General features: G+C 46.0%; 20 protein-coding genes and 1 tRNA gene. 12 read left to right on the forward strand and 9 right to left on the reverse strand.

The features are described 5' to 3' along the window. The first annotated feature begins 5 nt into the window (after nucleotides 1-5). Both ATB76_RS00180 and ATB76_RS00185 read left to right on the forward strand, forming a co-directional pair. A complete protein-coding gene (locus tag ATB76_RS00180) occupies nucleotides 6-1,019 on the forward strand; it encodes an MBL fold metallo-hydrolase (RefSeq protein ID WP_061034362.1) in 1,014 nt (337 codons plus the stop codon). A 110-nt stretch (nucleotides 1,020-1,129) separates the two neighbouring features. Further along, nucleotides 1,130-1,474: a DUF5329 family protein gene (locus ATB76_RS00185; protein WP_045398874.1), complete on the forward strand. Its 345-nt coding sequence runs from the start codon at nucleotides 1,130-1,132 to the stop codon at nucleotides 1,472-1,474. On the opposite strand, the gene ATB76_RS00190 is transcribed toward ATB76_RS00185, so the two are convergent. Both ATB76_RS00190 and ATB76_RS00195 read right to left on the reverse strand, forming a co-directional pair. Continuing rightward, nucleotides 1,442-2,341: a LysR family transcriptional regulator gene (locus ATB76_RS00190; protein WP_061034363.1), complete on the reverse strand. Its 900-nt coding sequence runs from the start codon at nucleotides 2,339-2,341 to the stop codon at nucleotides 1,442-1,444. The genes ATB76_RS00185 and ATB76_RS00190 overlap by 33 nt on opposite strands. Before the next feature lie 527 nt (nucleotides 2,342-2,868). After that, nucleotides 2,869-3,114: a hypothetical protein gene (locus ATB76_RS00195; RefSeq protein WP_045499657.1), complete on the reverse strand. Its 246-nt coding sequence runs from the start codon at nucleotides 3,112-3,114 to the stop codon at nucleotides 2,869-2,871. A gap of 167 nt (nucleotides 3,115-3,281) precedes the next feature. Here ATB76_RS00195 and ATB76_RS00200 point away from each other — a divergent pair, with 167 nt between their 5' ends. Next, nucleotides 3,282-4,148, forward strand: coding sequence for a helix-turn-helix domain-containing protein (locus tag ATB76_RS00200; protein WP_005438244.1), 867 nt, complete (start codon nucleotides 3,282-3,284; stop codon nucleotides 4,146-4,148). Nucleotides 4,149-4,844: 696 nt separating this feature from the next. On the opposite strand, the gene ATB76_RS00205 is transcribed toward ATB76_RS00200, so the two are convergent. Then, nucleotides 4,845-5,183, reverse strand: coding sequence for a YggL family protein (locus ATB76_RS00205; protein WP_005438242.1), 339 nt, complete (start codon nucleotides 5,181-5,183; stop codon nucleotides 4,845-4,847). Nucleotides 5,184-5,402: 219 nt separating this feature from the next. Here ATB76_RS00205 and ATB76_RS00210 point away from each other — a divergent pair, with 219 nt between their 5' ends. Further along, entirely contained in the window at nucleotides 5,403-7,439 is a 2,037-nt protein-coding gene (locus tag ATB76_RS00210; protein WP_061034364.1) for a PhoX family phosphatase, read from the forward strand. 111 nt (nucleotides 7,440-7,550) lie between these two features. Here the strand turns inward: ATB76_RS00210 and ascB are convergent, their stop codons facing one another. Both ascB and ATB76_RS00220 read right to left on the reverse strand, forming a co-directional pair. Beyond that, nucleotides 7,551-8,942: a 6-phospho-beta-glucosidase gene (gene ascB, locus ATB76_RS00215; protein WP_061034365.1), complete on the reverse strand. Its 1,392-nt coding sequence runs from the start codon at nucleotides 8,940-8,942 to the stop codon at nucleotides 7,551-7,553. Between the two features lie 147 nt (nucleotides 8,943-9,089). Beyond that, the gene (locus tag ATB76_RS00220; protein WP_061034366.1) at nucleotides 9,090-11,150 is read right to left on the reverse strand and encodes an ATP-binding protein; all 2,061 of its coding nucleotides are present in this window, start codon (nucleotides 11,148-11,150) and stop codon (nucleotides 9,090-9,092) included. Between the two features lie 178 nt (nucleotides 11,151-11,328). On the opposite strand from ATB76_RS00220, the gene ATB76_RS00225 reads away from it, so the two are divergent. Then, entirely contained in the window at nucleotides 11,329-12,678 is a 1,350-nt protein-coding gene (locus ATB76_RS00225; protein ID WP_061034367.1) for a sigma-54 dependent transcriptional regulator, read from the forward strand. A 63-nt stretch (nucleotides 12,679-12,741) separates the two neighbouring features. Here ATB76_RS00225 and brnQ read toward each other — a convergent pair whose 3' ends face one another. After that, nucleotides 12,742-14,052, reverse strand: a complete 1,311-nt coding sequence (gene brnQ / locus ATB76_RS00230; RefSeq protein ID WP_061034368.1) for a branched-chain amino acid transport system II carrier protein — start codon at nucleotides 14,050-14,052, stop codon at nucleotides 12,742-12,744. Between the two features lie 836 nt (nucleotides 14,053-14,888). On the opposite strand from brnQ, the gene ATB76_RS00235 reads away from it, so the two are divergent. The 5 genes from ATB76_RS00235 to ATB76_RS00255 all read left to right on the forward strand — a co-directional run bounded on the left by ATB76_RS00235 (nucleotide 14,889) and on the right by ATB76_RS00255 (nucleotide 20,824). Next, a complete protein-coding gene (locus tag ATB76_RS00235; protein ID WP_005374185.1) occupies nucleotides 14,889-15,899 on the forward strand; it encodes a TAXI family TRAP transporter solute-binding subunit in 1,011 nt (336 codons plus the stop codon). An 89-nt stretch (nucleotides 15,900-15,988) separates the two neighbouring features. Further along, entirely contained in the window at nucleotides 15,989-18,112 is a 2,124-nt protein-coding gene (locus tag ATB76_RS00240; protein ID WP_061034369.1) for a TRAP transporter permease, read from the forward strand. Between the two features lie 8 nt (nucleotides 18,113-18,120). After that, nucleotides 18,121-19,353: an L-2-hydroxyglutarate oxidase gene (gene lhgO, locus ATB76_RS00245; RefSeq protein ID WP_061034370.1), complete on the forward strand. Its 1,233-nt coding sequence runs from the start codon at nucleotides 18,121-18,123 to the stop codon at nucleotides 19,351-19,353. Nucleotides 19,354-19,656: 303 nt separating this feature from the next. Then, nucleotides 19,657-20,352 carry a hypothetical protein gene (locus ATB76_RS00250; RefSeq protein ID WP_050568801.1) on the forward strand — a complete coding sequence of 232 codons (696 nt, stop codon included), beginning with the start codon at nucleotides 19,657-19,659 and terminating at the stop codon, nucleotides 20,350-20,352. A gap of 106 nt (nucleotides 20,353-20,458) precedes the next feature. After that, nucleotides 20,459-20,824, forward strand: a complete 366-nt coding sequence (locus ATB76_RS00255; RefSeq protein ID WP_227741113.1) for a hypothetical protein — start codon at nucleotides 20,459-20,461, stop codon at nucleotides 20,822-20,824. Nucleotides 20,825-20,856: 32 nt separating this feature from the next. On the opposite strand, the gene ATB76_RS00260 is transcribed toward ATB76_RS00255, so the two are convergent. Continuing rightward, nucleotides 20,857-21,264: a cystatin gene (locus tag ATB76_RS00260; RefSeq protein ID WP_032802191.1), complete on the reverse strand. Its 408-nt coding sequence runs from the start codon at nucleotides 21,262-21,264 to the stop codon at nucleotides 20,857-20,859. A gap of 169 nt (nucleotides 21,265-21,433) precedes the next feature. On the opposite strand from ATB76_RS00260, the gene ATB76_RS00265 reads away from it, so the two are divergent. Then, nucleotides 21,434-22,678: an NADH:ubiquinone reductase (Na(+)-transporting) subunit B gene (locus ATB76_RS00265; protein WP_061034371.1), complete on the forward strand. Its 1,245-nt coding sequence runs from the start codon at nucleotides 21,434-21,436 to the stop codon at nucleotides 22,676-22,678. Between the two features lie 294 nt (nucleotides 22,679-22,972). Next, nucleotides 22,973-24,373: a tryptophanase gene (locus tag ATB76_RS00270; protein WP_039976044.1), complete on the forward strand. Its 1,401-nt coding sequence runs from the start codon at nucleotides 22,973-22,975 to the stop codon at nucleotides 24,371-24,373. Between the two features lie 99 nt (nucleotides 24,374-24,472). Here ATB76_RS00270 and ATB76_RS00275 read toward each other — a convergent pair whose 3' ends face one another. After that, nucleotides 24,473-25,084 (reverse strand): DUF2913 family protein, encoded by a 612-nt coding sequence (locus tag ATB76_RS00275; protein ID WP_038868549.1) that lies wholly within the window; start codon nucleotides 25,082-25,084, stop codon nucleotides 24,473-24,475. 30 nt (nucleotides 25,085-25,114) lie between these two features. Continuing rightward, nucleotides 25,115-25,198: transfer RNA gene (locus ATB76_RS00280), tRNA-Leu, on the reverse strand. Between the last annotated feature and the right edge of the window lie 486 nt (nucleotides 25,199-25,684).

A 25,684-nucleotide genomic window follows, 5' to 3' on the forward strand; every position in this document is an offset into this window, starting at 1 on the left:
TCGCGATGGGTACATCAATGATTTCTTGTTCTAATGTTGATACTGAAAAAGCGCCAACATACCCGGACAAATTTGCCAACACAGAGTTGGAATACAAAAGCAGCTTGGGTGACATGTTCGGCATCATGAAAGCCTACTTTACGACTGAGCGCCCTAATCCAACGCCAACGATTGAAATTCCGGTTCATGCCATGACTGCGAATCAACTATTAGAAGAGCAAGATGACGTTATCTACCGCTTAGGTCATTCAAGCGTATTAATGAAGCTCGATGGCAAACTGGTCATGACTGACCCTGTATTCAGTGATCGCGCGTCTCCTGTGCAATGGGCAGGGCCAAAACGTTTTCACCAAACACCAATCACGCTAGAAGATTTACCAAGTATCGATGTGGTGGTGATCAGCCATGACCATTACGATCACCTAGATAAAGCTTCTATTAAAGTATTAGGCGACAAAGTGGGCACTTTCTTGGTGCCGTTAAAAGTCGGTCAGTTGCTAGTCAACTGGGGCGTGCCTAAGGAGAAAGTGATCGAGCTAGATTGGTGGGAGTCACATTCTGTCGACGGCATTGAATATACACTGACTCCAACTCAGCATTTCTCTGGTCGAGGTTTGACAGATCGTGATACGACACTGTGGGGCAGTTGGGTTATTAATGCACAACAGCACAAAGTGTTCTTCAGTGGTGACTCTGGTTACTTCAATGGCTTTAAAGAGATTGGTGAAAAGTACGCTCCGTTTGATTTCACTATGATTGAAACTGGCGCATACAATGAACTTTGGTCAGACATTCACATGTTCCCAGAGCAAAGTGTTCAAGCACACATTGATGTGCAGGGCAAAGTGATGATGCCGATTCACAACAGTACGTTCGATCTATCGATGCATGATTGGAATGAACCGATGCAATGCGCGTTAGACATTAGTGAAGAGCGCGGTGTAACGTTAGTGAGCCCTGAGATTGGTCAACGTTTGGCGATTGCGGAGCCTCAGCCTGCTAAGGCATGGTGGCAATAATGTCTGAGCTAAACAGCCAAACACCAGAATAGTTAAGTCACTTATTAGTAGTTACGTGGTATTAGTTACTTGCTATTAGTTACGTGGTCAGGGATAAGGATAAAGGTGCGATGAAAGCAAAGTGGACGTTGTTACTTACATTAAGCATTCTGCCTACCTTTGCATTAGCAGGGGTAGAGCAAGATATCTCGACGTTGATAAAGCGAGTTGAGCAATCCTCTTGCACCTTTATCCGCAACGGCAAGGCGTACACTAATCAAGAAGCGGCAGAACACATGCGCAATAAATGGGATTACGCCAAAGATGACGTTGATTCTGTAGATGTGTTTATAAAAGAGGTCGCGTCAAAGAGCTGGTTATCTGGCAAACCCTATTGGGTGGATTGCCAAGATAAACGCATTACCAGCGAAGAGTGGCTAACATCATTGATGAGCCCCACCAATCACATCCAATAATACTTCTTTGATGGTCTGGTATCGCAGTGGCAGTGTGCGGCTGCGTTTTCTCACCAAAAACAAATCTTCGTACACCGGTTGTTTTAACTCAGCCACATACAACTCTTCTCTTAATGAAAAGCTTTCCACCGCACTGTAGGGCAAAACAGTAAAACCAAGCCCTTTGCTGACGGGCAAAAGAATCTGACTGAGTTGGTTAACGTAGCCTGATAATGGCATGTCACTGACCTTGATCTCTTTGAGTAAAGGTTCTGCACATTGGTCGAAAAACAACGTCATATAATGTTCAGCATCTGGGTGACCAATCACACCGCAACTTCGAAGCAGTTCAGGCGTTAACGTTTTTCCATGATAGGACTTTGGTAAGATCAGACACAGCGCTTCTCTGCCAATTTGTTCACTTTGGAAAACACTCTTGTTGGGAGAGTAAGTCACGATGCCCATATCAATACGGCCGTCAGCAACCCCATTTAGAATTGACTGATTCGGTGCCGCTTCCAAGTGAATCGACAATCCGCGATGCTGGGTTTGGTTTTCAAGCAGTGGATCAAACAGCATCAAGGCAAGTGCTCCGGAACAAGCCAGCTTGCAATGACCTGCAAAAGGATCATCGAAGCTCAGATCTTCCAGTAAGTTTTTCTCTTTCTCTTCCAACTCTAACGCGTAGGCATACACCATTCGGCCTTGCTCTGTCAGCTCAAAGCTTTTGTTCTCGCGCTTAATCAATGGGTGCTGACAAGCTTGCTCTAGCTTTTTGATGTGCTGACTGACACCAGGCTGGGTCATATAGAGCTTTTCTGCTGTCTGAGTAAAGTGGCCGACTTCGACAAGAGTTTTGAATGTGTGTAACCAAACTGGATTAAGCATAGGACGTTGTTTGCTCAGCGTTTATTAAAGAAAGCGTTTCGAGAGAAAGTGTAGAAATAATAGCATGATGCGTGGAATAACGCAGAGGAGGATGGTAAATGACAGGCAAAATAAAACCCCGCCTGGTTTCCCAGACGGGGCTTATTCTTTTTCGCAGCAATCCGGCTACTAATAGGTGCTCCCTGCATCTATCCTTGATTGTGGCTAAGTCCTTTAACCGAGTTCCTTGTTCATCGCCTTCCTAGCGGTGTCCATTCTTGCCTATCATCCTGACGGGCGAACTCTATCCTAGAGCTTAACTACATCCTTGCTGACAACTCATCCTAAGCTATCAAATCTTCATCCTGAAGATACCCAATCCTTTAGGCTTTTTTCCTGTTCCCGCCAACATCCTGTCGACACACTTAGTATTGTTGTTTTGCTGATTACTCTCAATCAGCTAGGTAAAAAAACTTTGGCAGCGAATATTGCTTAAAAAAGGATAATTATTAATTTTCAGTTAGTTAGGTTTGTTGTTCGATTTGTTCTTAGTCAAAAATGGTCGTTTTGCTTACATCGCTTGTGAGAGATCTCGCACAAGGTGCCGAGCGAATGTACGAATCGGCGTCTTTTTCGTCTTGTTTAAGAGTTTGCTCAAGATCACAACTCGACTTATAGCCATAAGATTTGGCGATGGTATTGGATGAAATTCCCATTTCCTTTATCGCAAACGCAGCCCACTCATCACGAGTTTTTTGCATGATCTGGCGCAGCTTGGTTTTAAAGTTACTCATAAAAGCTCCTTAGTTAGCTTGTCTTTACAAGAGAAGAATAAGGAGCGTGATGAGGCTTAGTTGATAGTATGCCGCTCAATATCAATACTATTGAGGCGTGATGAAGAATATGTCGGTAATACTGATATTATTTGCGCGTGAAACAATACTATCTTGTGGGGTATCAAATGGCGCACATCGAAAAAGTACCGCAAAGGCCTGGTTTTTCTTGGCGCTACCGCCGTATTGATGAACCAGCGAAAGAATACGATTTTCATTTTCACGATGACGTTTTTGAGTTGGTCATCCACCGTCACTTTACGGGGACTTTGCACATTGGGCATCACGAGCTAGAGGTGACCCACAACCAGATGCTGTTGATTGCGCCAGGTGTGCCTCACTCTATTCACTCCACGTCGGTAGAAAGCAATTGCGAGACTCATGTGATTTGGTTTAAGCGTGAGTGGATCGCGAACCTAATGTTCTATTGTACTGAGTTACGCAAACTAGACCCGTTATTGAAAGCTGCAAATAAAGGAGTGGTGTTCTCTGAGCGAACGGCACAGCAAGTCGTGGATCTTCTGCAAGAGTTGATGAAAGTGCCTGCGATGGAACAATTGTCGAGATTCATTCATATCCTATCTTTGGTCGCCCATGACGAAGCAGCAAAAACTTTGATGACCCATTCATACCTTTCGATGAGTGAACACGAGCAACAAGAAAGAGAGCGCGTCGCAAGTGTGAACGCGTATCTTGAGCAGCATTTTGCCAGCAAGGTGACATTGGCCGATTTAGCTAATTACTTGTCGTTGAGTGAAAGTGCGGTCACACGTTTGTTTCAAAAGCACTTTAAAGAGCCGTTTAGCCAACGCTTGATGAAGCTACGAATCAACCATGCCGCGGATTTGTTGCAATCGACGGAGTTACCAATAGGAATTGTGTTTGAACGAGTAGGTTATCGCAATCAAGCTTTGTTTAATCGCCATTTCAAGACCTACAAGGGGCTGACTCCGAGAGATTACCGACAGCATTACCAGCAGCGAATCCAACCTTAGTTTGAGCATGTGCGTACTTTTGTTGTGTACTAAACTGGAATTTATGTGCAACTGGTATATTATTTGCTAGGTTATCTAAGAATCGTTATTAAGATTCGATGACAGGTTAAATAGGGAACTTGATTGCCATATTTCTGTCATAAGTGATGAGTAAGTTGACCGTATCAACAAGATAAAAGCAGTTTTACTGGTCAAAAAATGACTGCAACGCTTCTACTTTTATCATTATGTTGTGAAATTAGTCACGGTTAATTGATTCGTTCCTCGATAGATTGAAGGGGAATACAACCTTAGACAATAAGCTCAAGATGAGCGTTACCTATATAGATGAGGGAGATTGCTATGAAAAAGATGAGAAGAGCTCAGCTACATCGTGTTCGTATCCAATACTGGAAAGACACAAAGACTGAGACTGCTAAAAAAGCATAGTAAACCATACTCAATGGCACTGAGCTGGCAATGGACGGATAACCTTCCATAAAATGCCAGCTCTAAAATTATCTAGCACATCCATACTTTCCAAGACTCTAAGCTTCCTGCTTTCCTAAACAAAGCTTCCAAAACAACCAAACGTTCCACTCTTTCTAGACTCAACATTTCAGTCCAAAACCATAGCCTTAAATGCAAAAAAGCCAGTCCGAAGACCAGCTTTCTCATTACTTGCTCAACTCTGTTTATTCCAGAGTGATTCTGTAATTACAGGTAGTTTGCGTCAACCAATTCGCCAGCTTTTGCGCTGCTTACTTCTGGGCGAGCTTGTAGCCAAGCTAGAACCTGTGCTTTTTGTTCTTCAGTTGCGCTTTCGTAACGCTCTGTTGAACATAGGAAGCCTTCAAACAGCTCTAGACCGCCACCACCAAAGCATAGGTTTAGGCCATCAATGTAGTCGATAAACTCATCAACGAATGCATCGTAACGGTCGAAGTCGTTGATGTCTGTTTCACAGCTGATTTCAAAGCCTAGGATCGCGAATTCACCTAGGAATAGCTTCTTACGCAGACGACGATTTTTGTTATCGATTTTATCTAGTTTCATGATTATCTCTCGTGGATGATTTGAGTACACCTTATACCCCCAAATCTGGCTTAGCCCAAGTAAAATCGGGAGTACATAGAATAGATGGGTGCTTTATAACATTTTCTAAACACAAAGTTCATAAAGATAGACTAGTTCTGTCACTTTTCTCTTCCAAACTTCCCCTCGCTCAATGATTTACAAACCTATAATTCAACCTAACACTGGGAAAGCAACACCATGAGTAAGGAAACCTTCGACGCGACGCGTTACAACCAGAGTAATAACAAGCCTTTTGAAGAAGTACTGGAAGCGAGCCTATCTCGACGCAGTATCCTGAAAGGTGGCCTAGGTATCAGTGCGATGACCGCTTTTGGCGCATTTGGTCTATCTGGGTGCAACTCTTCTAGTTCAGGCACTTCTGCTGGTGGCGGCTCTGGCGTTTCAAGTGCAGTCCTCAATTTTGATTCGATTCCGGGCTCACTGACGGATGCAGTATCAATTCCGCAAGGTTACGTCGCACAAGTATTGGTGCCATGGGGGACGCCTCTTAACGCGCAAGGTAACGCTTGGAAAGACGACGGCAGCAACACGAGTACCGATCAGCTTAATGCATTGGGTATGCACCACGACGGCATGCACTTTTTCTCGCTAAACGACAGCGACACTGACGGCTTGTTGTGTATCAACCACGAGTACATTGATACCGCAGCTCTGCACCCAAGCGGCCCTACAGCTGTGGGCGGTGTGCGCACTATCGTCGATGAAGTTCGTAAAGAAATTAACGCACATGGTGTGTCTGTGGTTCGCGTTCAACTTGAAGACAACATGTGGAAGTTAGTGGATACCGATCCACTAAACCGCCGTTACACTGGCGCGACAGTCATGGATCTTTCTGGCCCTGTCGCGAATACAGAATTAACTGTGACTCGCTTCTCGCAAGATGGCAGCCAAGCGCGTGGCACACTGAACAACTGTGGTAATGGTTTTACGCCTTGGGGTACTTACCTAACGTGTGAAGAGAACTGGCCGGGTTACTTCGTTAACGCTGGCGTTCGTACTGAAGAACAAGATCGTATTGGTGTTGATGACACAAGCACTCGTTACCTATGGGAAACGTTAGCGGGTAATGCGGAAGAGCGTTTGGACGAGTTCACGCGATTCAATGTAGAACCAAAAGGCGCAAGCGCATTGGACGATTACCGTAACGAGGCGAACGGCCATGGTTACATTGTTGAAATCGACCCTTACACGCAAAACTCGCGTGCGAAGAAGCGTACTGCACTAGGCCGCTTCCGCCATGAAGGCTGTACATTCGGCAAGCTTGAAGAAGGCAAACCAGTGGTATTCTACTCTGGTCACGACTCTCGCTTTGAGTACCTATACAAATTTGAATCTGCGGCAGCGTGGGATCCTGCGGATGCTAACCCTGATAACCGCTTGGCTATGGGTGACAAGTACATGGATGAAGGCACACTTTATGTGGCGCGCTTCAACGAAGACAGCTCTGGTACTTGGCTACCATTGACACTAGACAGCACGACAGTTTCTGGTGGCACACTTGCAGACAGCTTCAATTCTCTAGCAGAAATCATCCTGAATACGGCGGGCGCAGCTGACCTTGTTGGTGCGACGCCAATGGATCGCCCAGAGTGGTGTACCGTTGACCCATTCACAGGCTCGGTTTACCTGACGCTAACGAATAACACTAAGCGTACAGAGGAAACTAACCCTGCAAATCCACGTTTGAACAACAAGTTTGGTCACGTAATCCGTTGGGATGAAGGCGAAGCAGCAACAGACTTTACGTGGGATATCTTCGTGTTTGGCTCTCCGGCAAATGGTGATGCGGACACTAACCGTTCGAGCTTGACCGAGCTTAACCAGTTTGCGAGCCCAGACGGCTTAGCGTTTGATCCTCGTGGCATCCTATGGATTCAAACGGACAACGGTGCAGATGAAGTGACGTCTTACACCAATGACCAAATGCTTGCGGTTGTACCTTCTAAGCTGACGGATGAAAACGGCACACAAGAAGTGATCGGTGCAGAAAACCAAGCTGAGTTGAAACGTTTCTTTGTTGGCCCTAACGGCTGTGAAGTGACGGGCTTTACCATCAGCCCAGATTACAAGTCTCTGTTTGTGAACATTCAGCACCCAGGCAACTGGCCTTACAGCGACAATGCAGCAGAAGAAACACCTGCAGGAATGACACTGCGTCCACGTGCCGCGACGGTGGTTATTCGCCGTGAAGACGGTGGTGAAATTGGTGTTTAACCAATAGGTCATACGACTGAAAATCGGGAATAAGAAAAGCCCTGAATTTGCAGGGCTTTTGTCGTTTTCTATCTAAATAAACATGCACTTTATATCTAGATAAGAACAAACTTAGCTTTCTAAGGAAGCGCCACCAGTGCGAATCACATCTTGATACCAGAAGAAGCTCTTCTTGCGTTTACGTTCTAACGTACCTTGACCATCGTTATGACGATCCACATAAATGAAACCGTAGCGCTTGCTCATCTCAGCGGTCGAGTTTGCGACCAAATCGATTGGTCCCCAACTGGTGAAGCCCATCAGCTCAACGCCATCAAGAATTGCTTCGTGTGCTTGTACAAGGTGGTCGTTCAAGTAAGCGATGCGGTAATCATCTTGAATCTCACCGTTTTCATCGAGTTCATCACGCGCGCCCAAGCCGTTTTCTACGACGAACAGTGGTTTTTGGTAGCGATCGTGAAGGAAGTTCAGCAGAACTCGAAGGCCTTTTGGATCGATTAACCAACCCCATTGGCTCTTTTCAAGGTATGGGTTTGGTACGCTATCGACGATGTTACCCACTTCTTTTTGTTTCGGATCCGCGCTCGCACAGCCACTTGCGTAGTAGCTGAATGAGATGAAATCGACACTTGCCGATGCGATCTCTTCTAAGTCGCCTGCTTCCATCTGAATTTCAATGCCGTTTTCGCGGAAGTAACGCTTCATGTAACCAGGGTATTGACCACGAGTTTGTACATCACCGAAGAACAACCACTTGTTGTTTTCATGCATAGCAGCAAGCACGTCATCAGGATTACAGGTGTATGGATAGTTGATTGCGCCAAGCAGCATGTTACCAATCTTGCCGTTTGGTACGATTTGCTGACACAGTTTTACCGCTTTTGCGTTTGCGACTAGCTGGTGGTGAATCGCTTGGTAAATCTCTTGTTCACTGGCGTCTTCTTGCAAACCAACACCGGTAAATGGTGCGTGCAGTGACATGTTGATTTCGTTGAACGTTAACCACAGCTTCACTTTGTCTTTGTAGCGTTCCAGCACAGTTCGAGCATAACGTTCGAAGAATTCGATGACGCGACGATCGCCCCAGCCACCGTAGTTTTCAACCAGTGCGTAAGGCATTTCGTAGTGAGATAAGGTCACAAAAGGTTGGATGTTGTGCTCGGCAAGTTCGTCAAAAATTCTATCGTAGAACGCCAAACCTTCTTCGTTAGGCTCTTGTTCGTCACCGTTCGGGAAGATGCGGCTCCAAGCCAAAGACAGACGCAGACAGTTAAAGCCCATCTCTTTGAACAGCGCAATGTCTTCTGGGTAGCGATTGTAGAAGTCGATCGCCACGTCTTTGATGCCCGGCGTGCGTTCTTCGCGGGTTTGATGTGGGCTCAAAATACCGTTTGGCAGCATGTCTGATGTCGATAACCCTTTACCCCCAAGGTTGTACGACCCTTCTACTTGGTTTGCAGCAATGGCACCGCCCCAAAGAAAATGTTCAGGAAACTTAATCATGTTTCTCACTCTTTATCGTTCGGAAGTTATTCGTTTTATTTGCTTGAGAATAGTGTAGGTCAAGGAGGGATTCTTGTATCGAGATCGTGTTTTTCTCAAACAGCGGGGATGCCTAGTTCTAATGATGATTTTGTAATCAATATAAACTTAAGCTGATTTGAACAATAAAGTGAAAGTCAGCCCATTTTGTTCATTCTTTTGCACGGTAATTTGTCCGTTCATATCACGCATATTATTAGCTGTGATCGCCAAACCGAGTCCTAAGCCTTCACCAATTTTCTTTGAGGTTTGGAAGGGTTCGAACATGGATTCAAGCATCTCATCTGACACGCCACAGCCATTGTCACTGACGGCTAACTCAACTTGCATTTTAGTTTGATTGACGATGAGGTTGAGCTGTGGATTTTCTGTCTCTTTCATTGCATCCAAAGCATTGGAGACCAAATTGCCAAGGACTTGAAGCAGCCTTTGTTCTTCACCCAGAATATGGGGCAAATCATGGGGAATACGAATTCGCACATCAATATCGGCTAATTGAGTTTGATACACTCGCAGGGTTTCTTCTAAAGCAGCCGTAAGGGAGAGAGGTTGGAGTCGCTCTGGTTTGTTGTAGGCGAACGTCTTCAATTGGCTCGTCATGCTCGCCATACGATCAATCAGTTTTTGCACCAGCACATTGTTGGCTTTCATCATCTCGGTTTCGCCACGTTCTGCTAACAGTTCGTTTGTTGTGAGCAGGGTGCGTAAGCCCGTCAGTGGCTGATTAAGTTCATGAGTAATCGCGCTCGACATGCGACCCAAGGCGGCCATTTTGCTTGATTCAATCAACTGGCTTTGTGCTTCTTTTAGCGCTTGAGTTCGCTCTTCTACCCGCTGCGCCAGTTCTTGGTTGATTTGTTGCAGCGATTGCTCGGCTTTTTTTCGCTTGCTGATGTCGATGATCGTCGCAAGGAAATACTGCTCGCCATGCCAGGGGAAACTGGTCAGTGAGAACAAGACAGGGAAGACGCTTCCGTCACTGCGTCTGGCAATGGTTTCGACCGTGCTGATCTCTGCGAGCTCTTTATGTTTAGGTAAATCCTTAAGCAACTTGAGTGTGGTGGAATTGGGATTGCCTGCATCGAATAACTCCCAAGCAAAAGCGTGTCGATTGACGTTTTCTGGTAAACAGAATAAACGCTTCGCCATTGGGTTGAGATCGAACAGTTGCCCTTGTTCATCAATCAATAGCAAACCAACGTGGGTCTTATTGATCATCTGTTTCAAGCGGCGTTGGGACTCTTCCAACAGAGCTTGAATTCTTTGTTGGTTGATGTGCTTTTGGCGGCGTTGTAAGCCAATGATGACGAGTAATACAACCAATAAGAGCAGCGCTGCTACGCTCCAACCAATCACATTGATGGTTTGTTGAATCGGCTTAGAAGGGGTGAGGTAGCTTACGTACCAATTCAAATCATCTAACTTTACGGTGTGCGCAAAATAGCGTTGCTGATTGAGCGTCCATAGGTTGATATTGGTGTTGTCGTACAAACGTTGAGTTTCTAATTGAACGGTGTTGCTTGGTTCGTTAAACCAATCAGCGTTGTAGAGAGAACTGCTTGATAAGAAAAAGCGTTGTTGTCGGTTCTGTAGCGTGATGATGTCTTGGCTGGTAATGGTCTGTTCGGTCAGCAAGCTTAGGTTAATTTGCACCACCACAATGCCCGCGATATCTAAACCGTCGTAAATAGGGGCTGCCAGATAATACAACGGGCTTGAACCTTTGGTTTTGTTCACCAAGGAGACACCACCGGCTTGATTGTGAATTTGTTCCACAATCGCTTTTCGGTCAGACAGGCTAAAGCGCTCTTCGATCAAACTTGAGACCAATACTTCGCCAGAGTTAGACAGGATTAGCCAACCTTCGGTATTGGCGGCTTTATCGAGTTGTGTTAACTGAGCTTGAATTGGCTCGTAATAAGTTCGGTTTCCTTTCACAAACGCGATGGTTTCAGGATTGTTGGTGACGAGGTAAGGCAGGTGGTAGAAGCGTTTAAGTGCGCGACGAACTTCACCGATATAGTCGAGTAGCTTTTGCTGAGCTTCAGTTTGAGTTTGTACACTCAACCACTGACGGGCAACCTCTCTGCTGGCGCTATAACAAGACAACATAAGCACTGTCGCAATTGCGACCACAAGCCATGTTTTGCCATTCCTTTTGCGCTGCATACTGACTCCATTCAGCTAGTGCGTTCTCACCGACAGTCATTAAAGAGTGCGCCTAACTGGTTGGATATTAAAGACTTGTAAGCAAGAAGTGAGATCTAGCTCCTTTTCTCCTCAGTGGTTTTTGCTACCGTTAATAAAGAGCGATTTCTTTCCCATCCCATAAAGCAGGCAGTAACTCATGGCTTTTGACGACATCCCTAAAATTGCACTTATCGAAGACGATGACATTGTTCGTCAGGCTACCAGCCAATGGCTGCAACTGGCGGGGTTTGATGTGACCGCATTCAGTTTAGGCAAAGAGGGCAAAGCGGCCATTCTTAGCCAAGAATTTGATGCGATTGTCAGTGATGTTCGCCTGCCAGACACCGATGGTTTGTCGATACTAGAAAGCCTGATTGCCAATCACATTCCAACGCCGATTATCTTGATCACCGGACATGGTGACGTTGATATGGCGGTAGGCGCATTACAAAACGGTGCGTTCGATTTTATCGAGAAACCTTTCCAACCAGAGCGCTTATCCCAACGAGTGACCGAAGCGGTAGAAAGCTATCGCGCACAAACTTCTACTCAAGATCGCCAAGAGTATCTATCGAGCGTGAGCGGTTTAGAGGAAGTGCTGATTGGGCGAAGCCGAGTGATGCAACAGCTTAGAGAACAAGTTGCCAAGTTAGCACGCATTGATACCAACGTGATCATTTACGGTGAAACAGGTTGTGGTAAAGAGTTGGTGGCGACCAGTTTGCATAATGAAAGCCAACGTCGAGCTCATCATTTTGTGCCAATCAACTGTGGCGCTATTCCTGAGAACCTGTTTGAAAGTGAGCTGTTTGGGCATGAAGCTGGGGCATTTACTGGAGCAGGTAAAAAGCGCATTGGTAAGTTGGAATACGCGGATAAAGGCACCTTATTTTTTGATGAAATAGAGAGTATGCCGCTATCTATGCAGGTGAAAGTGTTGCGTTCATTACAAGAACATACGGTGGAGCGCGTTGGGGGTAATCAGCAGATCTCGGTTAATTTGAGAGTGATCGCCGCCGCGAAAGAAGATCTCAATGATCATGATGAGTTTCGTCAGGATTTGTATTATCGGCTCAATGTGGCGCAGATCTATTTACCACCATTGCGTGAGCGAGAAGAAGACGCGTTGATCTTGTTCGAACACTTTGCCCTGAAAAGTAACCCTGAGAGTCGTCCATTGAGTGAAGCCGATAGAAAAGCTGTTCTGGCTTATGCTTGGCCTGGGAACGTTCGTGAGTTGAGAAATGTAGCAATGCGGTTTGCATTAGACAATACGGTTTCAGTTATGGAAGTACTCTCTAGTCGGCCATCCTCCACGACCGAAGAAACCCAATCTGGCGTGCCGTTAGCTATTCAGCTGCACAACTTTGAACGTAAGGTACTGCATGACTCGCTAGTTCGACACCAAGGACGAATTACGGATGTGATGGTCGAGCTAGATTTACCGCGTCGAACCCTCAACCAAAAGATGCAGAAGTTTGGTTTGAATCGCTCTGACTATACATAGAAAAAACGGCTTCTAAGGAAGCCGTTTTTTGTTGAGGTACTTTTTGTTGAGGTATTCGCTAATCTAGGCTTGGTTTGCCAACTCGGTATGTTGCTGAGTTGCCTTGCGGGTAAAGACTACACCCACAATCACCATCGCAATCGTCGGAACAATCCAGCTTGCAAAATAGTGGTACAGCGGCATGTTGCTGTCTAACCATTGGTTTGCGGCTTCTGGCATGTAACCTAGGATGTGCAGCGCATCAACGCAGCCAAACGTTAGAGCAGTGAACGCCGTCGCGACGACCATGATTTGCGACATCTTGTTGCGCACTGGTGCCATTATCATCAACGCAATCGCGACTGGGTGAAGCGCCACAACCGCTGGCAATGTGATCGCCAATAGTTGCTCTAGACCTACGTTAGCGATCAAACCTGCCAATACCATGGTCGTGATCACGCAGCCTTTGTAGTTCACTTTGCTGAAAGTGTTGTCGTAAAACTCACTGCCTGCTGTGGTTACGCCGATAGCAGTAGTCAAACACGCCAATACCATCACGGCACCTAGTAATAGTGAGCCAAATGCGCCGAAGTGGCTGAAGGTGAACGCCGTTAAGATGTCGCCACCATTGCTGAACTCAGAACCCAAGTACGAGCTCGTCGAACCAATGTAAGCTAATGAGATGTAAACAAATGCCATGGCAACCGCGTACATCAGAGCTGCGATTAGCGTGTATTTTGCAGTGGCTTTCGGACAATCCACACCCATGCTACGAATCGCGCGGAAGATAATCCAACCAAAACCGATAGAACCTAGCGCATCCATGGTCATGTAGCCTTGGGTCAAGCCTTCAGCAAATGCGCCAGATACGTATGGTCCTGTTGCGGCAGTTAGCTCACCTGCAGGAGAAATCAAAGCCGTCACAGACATGATGATTAAGATAGCCATCAAGGCAGGCGTTAAGCTCTTACCTAGGTTGTCGACCAACTTACCCGGATATAGGGCAAATAGAATGGTGATAGCACAGAAGGCAATAGTGAAAGGCACCAAAGCGGCATCACCAAACATTGGTGCAAAGCTGAATTGGTAAGCGACGGTAATGGCACGTGGTATTACGAACGCAGGACCAATCACGATAAACACCATTACCCAAAAACTGGTCGCCAAAGGTTTAGGTAGGGCAGCGGTTAATTTGTCTGAACCGTTCACGATAGCCACTATCACTAGTGCCATTGCAGGCAGACCTACGCCCGTCAAGAGGAAGCCAGACATCCCGCTCAGAAAGTTTTCACCTGCTTGGTAACCCAAAAATGGAGGGAAGATCAGGTTACCCGCGCCTAAGTACATGGCGAAAGTCATGAAGCCCAAAGCGGCGATATTGCGTGCGCTTAACATTGTTATTCCTCTTATGTTTCGCTTGGAAGAAACTGAAAGGAATGGGAGGAGTATGTGGTGTTCCCGTCAGCTTCTTCTCAAGCTGACAGAAAGTTTAGATATAGCCTGTCAGCTCTAAATCAGTTTCAGAGAGAGCAGGAGGATCGCAGCAGCAACGCCTGATGGGCGTTTTAAAGCGAATTGTAATTGCGCAGTTGCTGACATGGATGATCCTTAATGACGAAAAAATACCAAGGAATACGTTTGCCTTGGCGTGTTTCTACCCTAACGAACATAGGGCTATTGGCACAACCCCGAAGTAGAAAATAAGTTGATACGGTCAACGTTTGTTTCTGAACTGGTGGATCGAACTGCTTTTTAAGTTCAAAATTAGAATAAATGACTTTTCATTTCTGTAACATGGCTTGTTTTGCTGTATTTTTGTGCTATTTGTAGTCGTTTAAGCTATAAACCTCCGCTGATAAAGTGAGCAGTTTAGAATGATGCGCTTTTTCTTCTTATTGTTAAGACGCTCATTAGTTGCAGTTCAATCCAAAATTGCATCGGCAAAATATTGCTTATTAGTGAATCGTGCATTTATTTTGTCTTGATCACATTTTATTAACCTTTTGCGATCTAGGCGTACAACCTTCTTCTCTTCAATGAGCAAGATCTTGCTCATTACTTTGCTATCAAATCAGCATGATTTTGCTCATTTTTGATGTCTTTCAGCACTTAGTTCAATAAATACAAAGGGTTAAAAGTTGGCATTTCAATTGCTCTAGGGAATGTGTTGTTAATAAAGATTTAACATGATGTAAATCCCCAATCGTGAAACGACTACACGGAGAGTAATAATGAAAATGAATAAGTTGGTAAAAGCTTTGGCTGTCGCTGTGACTTCTTTTGGTATTGCTGCTAACGCTGCGGCAGAAGATCGTAGCTACATTCTTGCAACGGCATCGACAGGTGGTACTTACTACCCTGTGGGCGTAGCGTTGGCGACGTTAAGCAAAGTGAAATTGGCACCAAAGCACCACTTCTCCCTTTCTGCAATCAGCTCTGCGGGCTCTGGTGAAAACGTCAAATTGCTGAACGAAAATGAAGCACAGTTCGCGATTCTACAAGGTCTTTACGGTGCGTGGGCTTGGTCTGGCGAAGGTCCTTATGAGAAAAGCGGTCGCCAAGAGCAGCTGCGTTCGGTCTCTATGTTGTGGCAAAACGTTGAGCACTTTATTGTTCGTTCTGACCTAGCAAAAACGGGCACAGTGACTGACCTGAACAACCTAGATGGCAAGAAGTTCTCCATCGGTAAGAAGAACTCAGGTACTGAGAACTCTGGTCGCCAAATCATGAAAGGTCTGAAGGTCGACCCTGATAAATTCAATCTTGCTTACATGGGTTACGGCGGCAGTGCGAGCGCACTTCAAAACGGCACCATTGACGGCATGAACACGCCTGCAGGTGTACCTGTTGGTGCGGTTACTCAAGCTTTTGCTGCGCTGGGTAAAGACATTTCGATTCTTTCGTTTACTGACGAACAAATCAAAGAGGCGAACGGCAATTACAACCTATGGACGAAGTACGAGATCCCAGCGAACACGTACCCAGGTCTAGATAAGCCGATCACCACCATTGCACAGCCTAACTTCTTGGCAGTTCGTGAAGATATCTCGGAAGAAGACGTTTACCAGCTAACCAAAGCGATCTACGAGAACCTGCCTTTCCTACAAGGCATCCACAAAGCAACAAAAGCAATGGCGATTGAGAAAGCGATTGCGGGTTTGCCAGTGCCTCTTCACCCAGGCGCGGCGCGTTACTACAAAGAAATGGGCATCGAAATCCCATCAGATCTAATGGCGAAATAACGCCTACTTAGCCCCCGAGTTTCGGCTCGGGGCATTTTATCCCTACCGATTTCTAAGATGGAAAAAGCCGCCAGAGCTTGGAGTATGAGATGAGCGACTCAATAGAAAAGGAATTACAGAAGTTTGAGCTGCCCACGCGCACTGACTTTCCGTGGGTAACCACCACAATTACAGTGTTTGGCGTGGTGTTGTCTGCTTTGCACATTTGGTTTAATACCTTATCGACCTTACCAGAGTTATGGATTTCCGCGACCCACTTTGCTGGCTTCGCGGTGATTTGTGCGCTTTGGTATCCGGCTCATATCTCTCTCAAGCAGAGTAAGATTGCACTCGGTATCGATGTGTTGATTGCTATGGGCGCGGTCGCGTGTTTGCTCTACATTCCTTATGCCGAAGATGCGTTGTACGAACGCGGTGTGAAGTTCGTGACCAGCGATTGGGTCTTCGCCATCATGGCAATTTTGATTGTTATCGAACTGATTCGACGCACCATGGGCTGGTTTATTCCAGTGTTGATTGTGGTGTGTCTGAGTTACGTTGTGTTTTGGGGTAAGTGGGCGACAGGCATTTTCCACTTCCCGGGTTTGAGCATGGAAACCTTGCTCTACCGCAGCTTTTATTCTTCTGAGGGCATGTTTGGTTCTATCTCGCGCATCAGTTGGACTTTCGTATTCATGTTCATTCTGTTTGGTGCGTTTCTTGTTCGCTCTGGTGTTGGTGATTACATTATCAACGTTGCACGTGCTGCGGCAGGCAAAATCATCGGCGGTCCCGGGTTTTTTGCGGTGATTGGCTCGGGATTGATGGGCTCAGTATCGGGCTCCAGTGTGGCAAATACGGTTTCAACCGGTGTTATCAGTATTCCTTTAATGCAGAAAGCAGGTTTCCCTTCGCGCTTTGCTGCGGGCGTTGAAGCCGCAGCGTCAACAGGTGGTCAGCTGATGCCCCCAGTGATGGGCGCGGGTGCTTTCATCATGGCGTCTTACACTCAAATTCCTTATGTCGATATCATCGCGGTTTCCTTTATTCCTGCTCTTATTTATTTCTTGTCTGTGGCGTTCTTTGTGCGTATCGAAGCCAAACGCAGCGGCGTTCAAAAGATCACGACCAGTGATGAGTCTCTACTAAAAGTAGTGATCAGCGGATGGCACAACCTTATTCCACTGGCGGTATTAGTCACTTTGTTGGTTCAAGGCTTTACGCCGACTTACGCTGCGGGCTTGTCGATCATTTCAGTGGTGGTGGCGTCTTGGTTCTCGAAAGATCACAAGATGGGACCAAAAGCGATCATCGAAGCACTTTCGCAAGGTGCGAAAAACATGGCGACAACCGCCGTATTGCTGGTAGGTATAGGTTTGGTGGTCAACGTGATCAGCACCACGGGCATTGGTAATACGTTCTCATTGATGATCGACGGTTGGGCGAATGGTGACTTGTTCATCATGATCGTTCTGATTGCGCTCGCTTCGCTGGTATTGGGCATGGGGTTACCCGTGACAGCTGCGTATATTGTATTGGGTACATTGTCTGCCCCTGCGCTTTACAAGTTGATTGCGGAAAACCAATTGCTTGAATTGATGGTGTCGGGTCAACTGCCTGAACAAGCAAAAGCCATCTTTATGTTGGCGGCGCCAGAAAAGCTGGAACTGCTTAATGCACCAATGGCGTTGGAAACCGCGAAAGAAATGGTGGCGTTAGTGCCTGCGGACTTTATGGAAACCCTACTAGAGCAAAGTCTGGGTATGGAAGCGGTAGGTTTGGCATTGCTGGCTGCTCATCTCATCATCTTCTGGTTATCGCAAGACAGTAACGTTACTCCTCCAGTGTGTTTGACCGCATTTGCAGCAGCAACCATCGCCAAAACACCGCCAATGCGCACTGGTTTGATGGCGTGGAAAATCGCCAAAGGTTTGTATCTTGTACCGCTGTTGATTGCTTACACAGGCTTGGTGAGTTGGGATGTGACATCGGTGATCACTGTAGGTTTCTTTGCCATCATCGGTACCTATGCATTGATTGGTGCTATTGAAGGCTACTTGGAAGGTCCTCTAAACATTCTGACGCGTCTCTTGTTGGTAGTGGTGGGTACATTGCTGGTTTGGCACGACATACCAATGTTGGTTCGTGTGGCAAGCTGCGCGGTATTTGTCGCGGTGTTCATTTACAGTGGTCGCAAGTTCAAATTGCAACAATCTCAACTATCGGTTTTATAAGAGGTCGTATGAAATCAGTCTATGACTACATCATTGTTGGTGGCGGTATCGTTGGTGTGTCGACGGCATGGCAACTGCAGCAACGTCATCCAGACAAATCCATTTTATTGGTTGAGAAAGAGTCCGGTTTTGCCAAGCACCAAACCGGACACAATAGCGGCGTGATTCATGCCGGGGTGTACTACGCTCCGGGCAGCTTAAAAGCGGATTTTTGTAAGCGTGGGGTAGAGCGAACCATTTCGTTCTGTGCCGAGCACGATATTCCGGTGGAGAACTGTGGCAAGTTACTGGTTGCGACCAATGAGCAAGAAGTCGAACGCATGAATGCCCTCTATGAGCGCTGTCATGTCAACGGCATCGACGTAAAGCTACTCGATGAAGTTCAACTCAAGCTGGCTGAGCCAAACATCACTGGCTTAGGCGCGATTTATGTCAAAACTACCAGTATTGTCGATTATCGTTTGGTCACTCAGCAGATGGCGGAAGAGTTCCAAAAGCTCGGCGGGCAAATTAGCTTGAGAACCAAAGTGGTGGCTGCCGAAGAGAAGGATGAAGAAGTCCAACTGACCTGCATTTCAGACGGGCAAACCATGCAGCTCAATGCCAAGTTCTTGGTCACTTGCAGCGGCTTGATGGCGGATCGCATGACTAAGATGATGTCTATTCCAACCGATTTCCAAATAATCCCTTATCGCGGCGAATACTACCGTTTAGATAGCAAACACGACCAAGTGGTGAATCATCTTATTTATCCAATTCCAGACCCTGATTTGCCATTCTTGGGCGTCCACCTGACTCGCATGATTGATGGCAGTGTGACCGTTGGTCCAAATGCGGTGCAAGGCTGGAAGCGAGAAGGGTACGACAAGGTTAACTTCAGCTTGCAAGATACCATGCAAATGCTCAGTTTCTCCGGCTTTTGGAAGGTGACACAAAAGCATCTAAAAACCGGATTGGATGAGTTTAAGAACTCGTGGTGGAAGCCGAGCTATCTGAAATTGGTCAACAAATATTGCTCAAGCATCAAGGTCGAAGACCTCAAACCATATCCTGCGGGTATTCGCGCGCAAGCAGTGTTATCCGATGGAACCTTAGTTCATGACTTCTTGTTTGCCGAAAGCGCGAGAAGCCTGCATGTTTGCAACGCCCCCTCTCCCGCGGCGACATCTGCAATGCCGATTGGGGAGTACATTTGCGATAAAGTGAATGAGAAGATAGAGGCGAAAACCGAGACGGTTTAACAGTAAAAAGCCAAACTAGAAGTACCCCAGAAAAATAATGACTTTGTTTGTTAGGTTATTAGTGTCGGGTGTGCTGGAAGTTTGGCTTAGCCAATCACAAAGTAGACGTCGTTAAACATGAGCCTGCATGGCGACAGGAGTTTGTTGATATCGTGCGCTATTCTTCGAGTGTGGATTGTATCGCAAGATAACGTAATTTATATGTATAAAGCGATTTAAAGGTGACGTATGGCAGCGTTTAACTTACATTTTTAAGATGTTTTCTAGCTCTTTCTATTTAAATTTGTATTTATTGGAGGAGTTATGATTACGAAGCAACATCTTAGGAAAGTTTGGAAGAATGAAGCGAGAGTTTCAGATGAATATTTACTAGTTATAAGCGAAGAACTTTCATCAAAGCTAGTTGAATGTAAGTTAGATAGCGAATTACGAATATCGCACTTCATTGCTCAATTGGTAAAAGAGGTAGGTCCTTATATCACGCTTGAAGAGAATTTCAATTATTCAGTTCAGGGATTAAAAAATACATTCAAAACCTATCGTAAAAATCCAGAGCTAGCAGAAAAACATGGAAGAAACGCCGCAATCAATCAAAAAGCCAATCAACAAGCAATAGCAAACAATGCGTATGCTATGAGAATAGGGAATGGAAGTGAAAGCACTGGTGATGGCTGGAAGTACCGCGGTAGAGGAATGATACAGCTTACAGGTAAGGGGAATTATGCTGCAATAGAAGGAGTACACGCCAACATCTGGGATGAAGATGTGAGTTTTGTTTCCTCCCCAAACCTTGTGGCTAAACCAAAATATGCAGTAAGGACTGCGATGATTTTTTGGTTAAATAATAAGTTATATTTGAAAGCTGACAAAGGAGCCTCTCGTACTGTCACGGATAGTATTACAGCGGTAGTTAATAAAAATACAGATTCATATGGACAACGACATGAGATTTTTGCAGGGCTGTATAAAAAAGGTACATTCAAAGATATTTTTAGGTAGTTTTTTTTTGACGATGTTGTTGGTACCTACTCCATCTTTAAGTTTTCAAATCTTGAGTTTTAATGATGCATATCTGTTATCAGGTCACGAGTTGGAGTCAGATTATATGGTCTACGTGCCAGGCTCTATGGAAGCAGAAATTACCAATGTGCTTAAATTTGATTGTGAAGGCAGCCGTGTTGAAGCGGTGAAAATTGGTAGCGAAATTAACAACGCAGCGACGTATGGCGAACATCTCCAATACTATTTCTTTCTCGTGAGAGACCATCAGTTTCACGTTCCTCTAAGAATTGTTGAATCTTTTCAAACGGTTGATAAAGAGTCCAAAGAGGTTCTATCGGAACATTTACCATTCACCAAGCATGATGTGTCTGACTTAGTATGTGATTTGATTCGCCCCCAGATTATGAGTTATCAGTTTACACGAGCGTTTGAAGCCGTCGCTAAACCAGAAAAGAACAAAGGCGACTAAACTGTCGCCTTTATTGTATTTGAATCTGGGAATTAGGAGTTGCCGTCTTTCGGGCAGAGTTCGCCTTTTTTGGCGTGTCTCTCGATCATGTAATCGCCGCGAGCACTGTGCAGGACTATCGCGTTCCAGACTTCACCATCTTTTAGCTCAAACTCCATCGCATAGTGTGTACCGCCGACGATTTGAGTTCTCACATCATTGATTTGTTTTAACTTATCCGTCGCATTCATTTGATGCAGAATCATGCTGAGCGAGCGTTCGGCATCTGGTGTCACTTTCGCCACTTGCCAACCTCCAGGGACACCGCCTTTCGAACCGCAGATCGCTTGCATTTTTTTCTTCAAACCAGGAGACATCTGCTTGTCTACGGCCAATGCGTTACCTGCAAATGAAAAAGCGGCCAACGACATCATCGCGGTCCACATCATCCTTAACTTCATAATCCACTCCATTGTTTTGTTATTGATTGAGTATAAGCACGCCTTTCACGGTTTACATAATAGCAAGGTCTTCTGTGCCAGCAGATAAATACGTAATGGGGGAGTTAAACAGGCTAAAAACGATCGCTTTTGATAGCGGCTCGTAACATTCTTTAGAGGAGGAGACGTTATGAGTCTGAAGCATTATTTTGAAAAGGTCTCACCAAAGTTTGAACCGGGAGGCCAATACCACAAGTTCTACCCACTCTTCGAAGCTGTTGAAACCCTTTTTTATACGCCGGGTAAAGTGAACCACGGCGTTACCCATGTTCGAGACAGCATCGATTTGAAGCGCATCATGATCATGGTGTGGTTAGCCGTATTCCCCGCGATGTTTTGGGGCATGTATAACATCGGTCAGCAATCCAGCGATGCTCTGCTGTACGGCCTTGACCAAGCTGTCGCGCAACAAGCCATTGATGCCTCTTGGGGGCTGAGTTGGGTTTGGGGTTCAGTAGAGGCGGCCAGCCAAGCGGGTTGGGCGAGTAAAATGCTGATCGGTGCAACCTACTTTTTGCCTGTCTACGCGACAGTGTTTGTAGTTGGCGGCTTTTGGGAAGTGCTGTTTGCTATCGTCCGCAAGCACGAGGTGAATGAAGGTTTCTTTGTTAGCTCCATTCTGTTTGCGTTAATTCTCCCGCCCACCATTCCGTTGTGGCAAGCCGCGTTAGGTATCACTTTTGGTATCGTGGTAGCGAAAGAGATCTTCGGTGGTACGGGGCGTAACTTCTTAAATCCTGCATTGGCAGGGCGTGCATTCTTGTACTTCGCTTATCCAGCCAATATGTCTGGCGGCGCCGTTTGGGTTTCGGCTGATGGCTACTCTGGTGCAACCCCTCTTAGCCAATGGTACGAAGGTGGTCAGAGCGCTTTGACCAACAATATGACAGGCCAGCCTATCTCTTGGATGGACGCTTTCGTCGGTAATTTGCCGGGTTCTATGGGAGAAGTCTCGACCCTGCTGATCGCGCTTACAGGTCTGGTGCTGATCTTTATGAAGATCGCGTCGTGGCGGATTGTTGCGGGTGTCTTTGTTGGCTTAGCCGTGACGTCGCTACTGCTTAATGCAATTGGATCGAATACCAATCCCATGTTCTCTATGCCTTTCTATTGGCACTTCGTGATTGGTGGCGTCGCGTTCGGTACTTTCTTTATGGCGACAGACCCCGTATCGGCTGCATTCACAAACGGTGGCAAGTGGGCTTACGGTATACTAATTGGCGTGATGACGATATTTATTCGAGTGCTCAACCCAGCCTATCCGGAAGGCATCATGCTAGCGATTTTGTTTGCCAACTTGTTTGCTCCATTGTTCGACTACATGGTCAAAGAGAGCAGCATTAAGCGCAGAATGAAAAGGGCAAGACCTTCGTGAAATGAGGTGAGCTTCACTGAAATTTGATTGAAAACTGCACTATATTGAAAAGGTCAGGGACATGGGGTTTCTGGCTTTTCTTTTTATCAGGAGGACGAAGACGATGAGAGTCAAGAATATTCTTGATAGCCGTTTGGTGCTGTCGTTCTGGTACAACCTAGACTTCTGCCTGTCTCTTCTTAGTAAAATTTCTGGTCGTTAATTTCCTCAATGCTCTCGCATTGAAAAGCAATTTATCTGTTTGTTTTACTCTTCGCTTAAGTGCGTAGGGTCATGCGTATAAGGAAATTAACAATGAAACGTATCCCAGAACCGTTCCGTATCAAAATGGTTGAGCCAATCAAAATGACGACCTTGGCTGACCGAGAAGTTGCCCTCAAGCAAGCGGGTTTTAACCCATTTCTTCTTCGTAGTGATGATGTTTATATCGACCTGCTGACCGACTCTGGCACTGGTGCTATGAGTGACAATCAGTGGGCGGGGATCATGATGGGTGATGAGTCCTACGCGGGTAGCCGCAACTACTACAACTTGTGTGATGCGGTAGAGCACTTCTTTGGTTACAAGCTGACAGTGCCGGCGCACCAAGGTCGTGGGGCGGAGCAAATCTTATTCCCAGCCTTGATTGAACGTATGCGTCAGGTTCGCGGTGGTGAGACACCAGTGTTTATATCAAATTACCACTTCGACACCACAGCGGGTCACATTGAGCTCAATGGCGGTAAAGCGATTAACGTGGTAACAGAAGAAGCATTCGACACTACCACGCCATACGACTGGAAGGGGAACTTTGACCTTAATAAGCTGGTGGCAACGATTGAAGAGCATGGTTCTCACAACATCTGTGCGATCATCACAACGGTTACGTGTAACAGTTCAGGTGGTCAGCCTGTGTCGATGGAAAACATGCGCAGCGTGTACGAAATCGCAACCAAGTACGACATTCCAGTGGTGATTGATTCGGCTCGTTACTGTGAGAACGCTTACTTTATCAAGCAACGCGAAGCGGGCTACGAGACCAAATCGATTCTTGAAATCATCCGCGAGATGTACCAATACGGCGACATGCTCACTATGTCAGCGAAGAAGGACCCAATGGTAAACATTGGTGGTATGTGTTGTATTCGCGACCATCAAGAGCTGTTCCAAGCGGTTCAAACACGATGTGTACCGATGGAAGGCTTTGTGACTTACGGTGGTATGGCTGGCCGTGATATGGAAGCCTTGGCTCGTGGTCTATATGAAGGTGCGGATGAGGATTACCTTCACTACCGCATCAGCCAAGTGCAATACTTGGGTGAGCGTCTACGCGAGGGTGGCATTCCAATTCAATATCCAACGGGTGGTCATGCCGTGTTTGTTGACGCAGCGAAAATATTACCTCATATACCCGCGGATCAATTTCCAGCACAAGTGTTGTGTAATGCTTTGTACTTAGAAGCGGGGATTCGTGCAGTAGAGATTGGTTCACTGTTGCTTGGTCGAGATCCGGAAACAGGTGAACAGAAAGCATCAGAACTCGAATTGATGCGCTTGACCATCCCGCGTCGTGTATATACCAACGACCATATGGATTATATCGCCGATGCCATTATTGAATTGAAGAACCGCTCGCATGAGTTAAAGGGACTCACCTTTGATTATGAGCCTCCGGTACTTCGTCACTTTACGGCCCGCTTTCGCGAGCTGGATTGATCGAGAAAACGTTATGTTTCGATAAGCAAAAGGCCGCGAAATTCGCGGCCTTTTAGAACTTGGCTTACAACGTTAATGGTATGTTTATATCAATCAAACTTACGCTAACTCGAGTGAGATACGTACAAATTGTTCGTCTTGATATTGAACTTCATAATTGAAGGTGTTGCTGGCATAAATGCTACCTAAGAACAGTGAACGTTGACTCATTGGGCCACGGAAAAGCATCGAAATAGGTGCGATCATGGCGTTATTATCATCGAAGTGTTGGTTTAAGTTGTCAGAGAGAACACACAGCAAGCAGCCATGCTGGTCGTGTGATAAATCGACATCTTCAGGACGCGAGAGCAGTACGGTCGTACCGAGTTTTTTCTCTACTTCGTTAATCAGTAGCAAGTAACTATCGAGGTGAGGTTGCGGATTGCTCGGTTTATTCGCACCCACACAGCGTTCAAGCAAAGCTTCAAGGTTGCCATTTTCCCCTTTGGCCTGTTGAGTCAGAGACTTTAACGGCTTTTTAATCAGTTTGTAGCGGTTACTTTTAAGCTTAGGCTTAAGCCATTTTTGCAGTAAGTCGTTACGTTCTTTTAAGGGAATAGGTCGCGAGGACGCATGGAGTTTGAAGTGCAGGTGTAATAGGGCGTGCACTGCAAGCTCGCTTAGAAGTTGGTTAGCATCAGCGGATTGTCTTGCCTGCTTAGAACTTTGCATTACACTCTAAATTTCTTATAGGAAGAATAATGGTGCCGAGAGAGGGACTCGAACCCTCACACCTAAGGCACTAGCACCTCATGCTAGCGTGTCTACCAATTTCACCATCTCGGCATCATGATGCTCTGAATACACAGAGGCTTCGGAAAGAAGCGTTCCAAATTGTATATCCAAAATCCATAGATTGGCGAGAGCAAAATTACTCATTTTTGGACTTTGGTGTTCGATTGAACATTTATTGTCCGTTTTTGGCCGTTTCACCATGCGTTCCCCTCTTAATACCCCTATTTTCACTACAAGTATGAACACAAATTGGCATTCTTGCGCAAAAAATGAACGCTTGAACGTTTGCGTAAATAAATGTGATGAAACTCTCGTTTTGATGGCTATACTTGCGACCCGTTTAAGCGGGAATTAGGGTTCGTTGTTCAGGACCCTTACCCATACAAGCCGTCACATGGAGCGGGATGAGTCGAATACTCTCCAGCAGTGAATGACCCCACGGACCGGACCAGCTAAGTTCAATTGCTTGTATAAGGTAAAAATAAGATGTCGAACTATCCGTTCTGTCGCCATGTTAGATCTACGAGTGCCTTGTCA

The sequence above is a fragment of the Vibrio sp. MOR3 genome (assembly GCF_001557775.1).
Taxonomy (GTDB): Bacteria; Pseudomonadota; Gammaproteobacteria; order Enterobacterales; family Vibrionaceae; genus Vibrio; species Vibrio jasicida.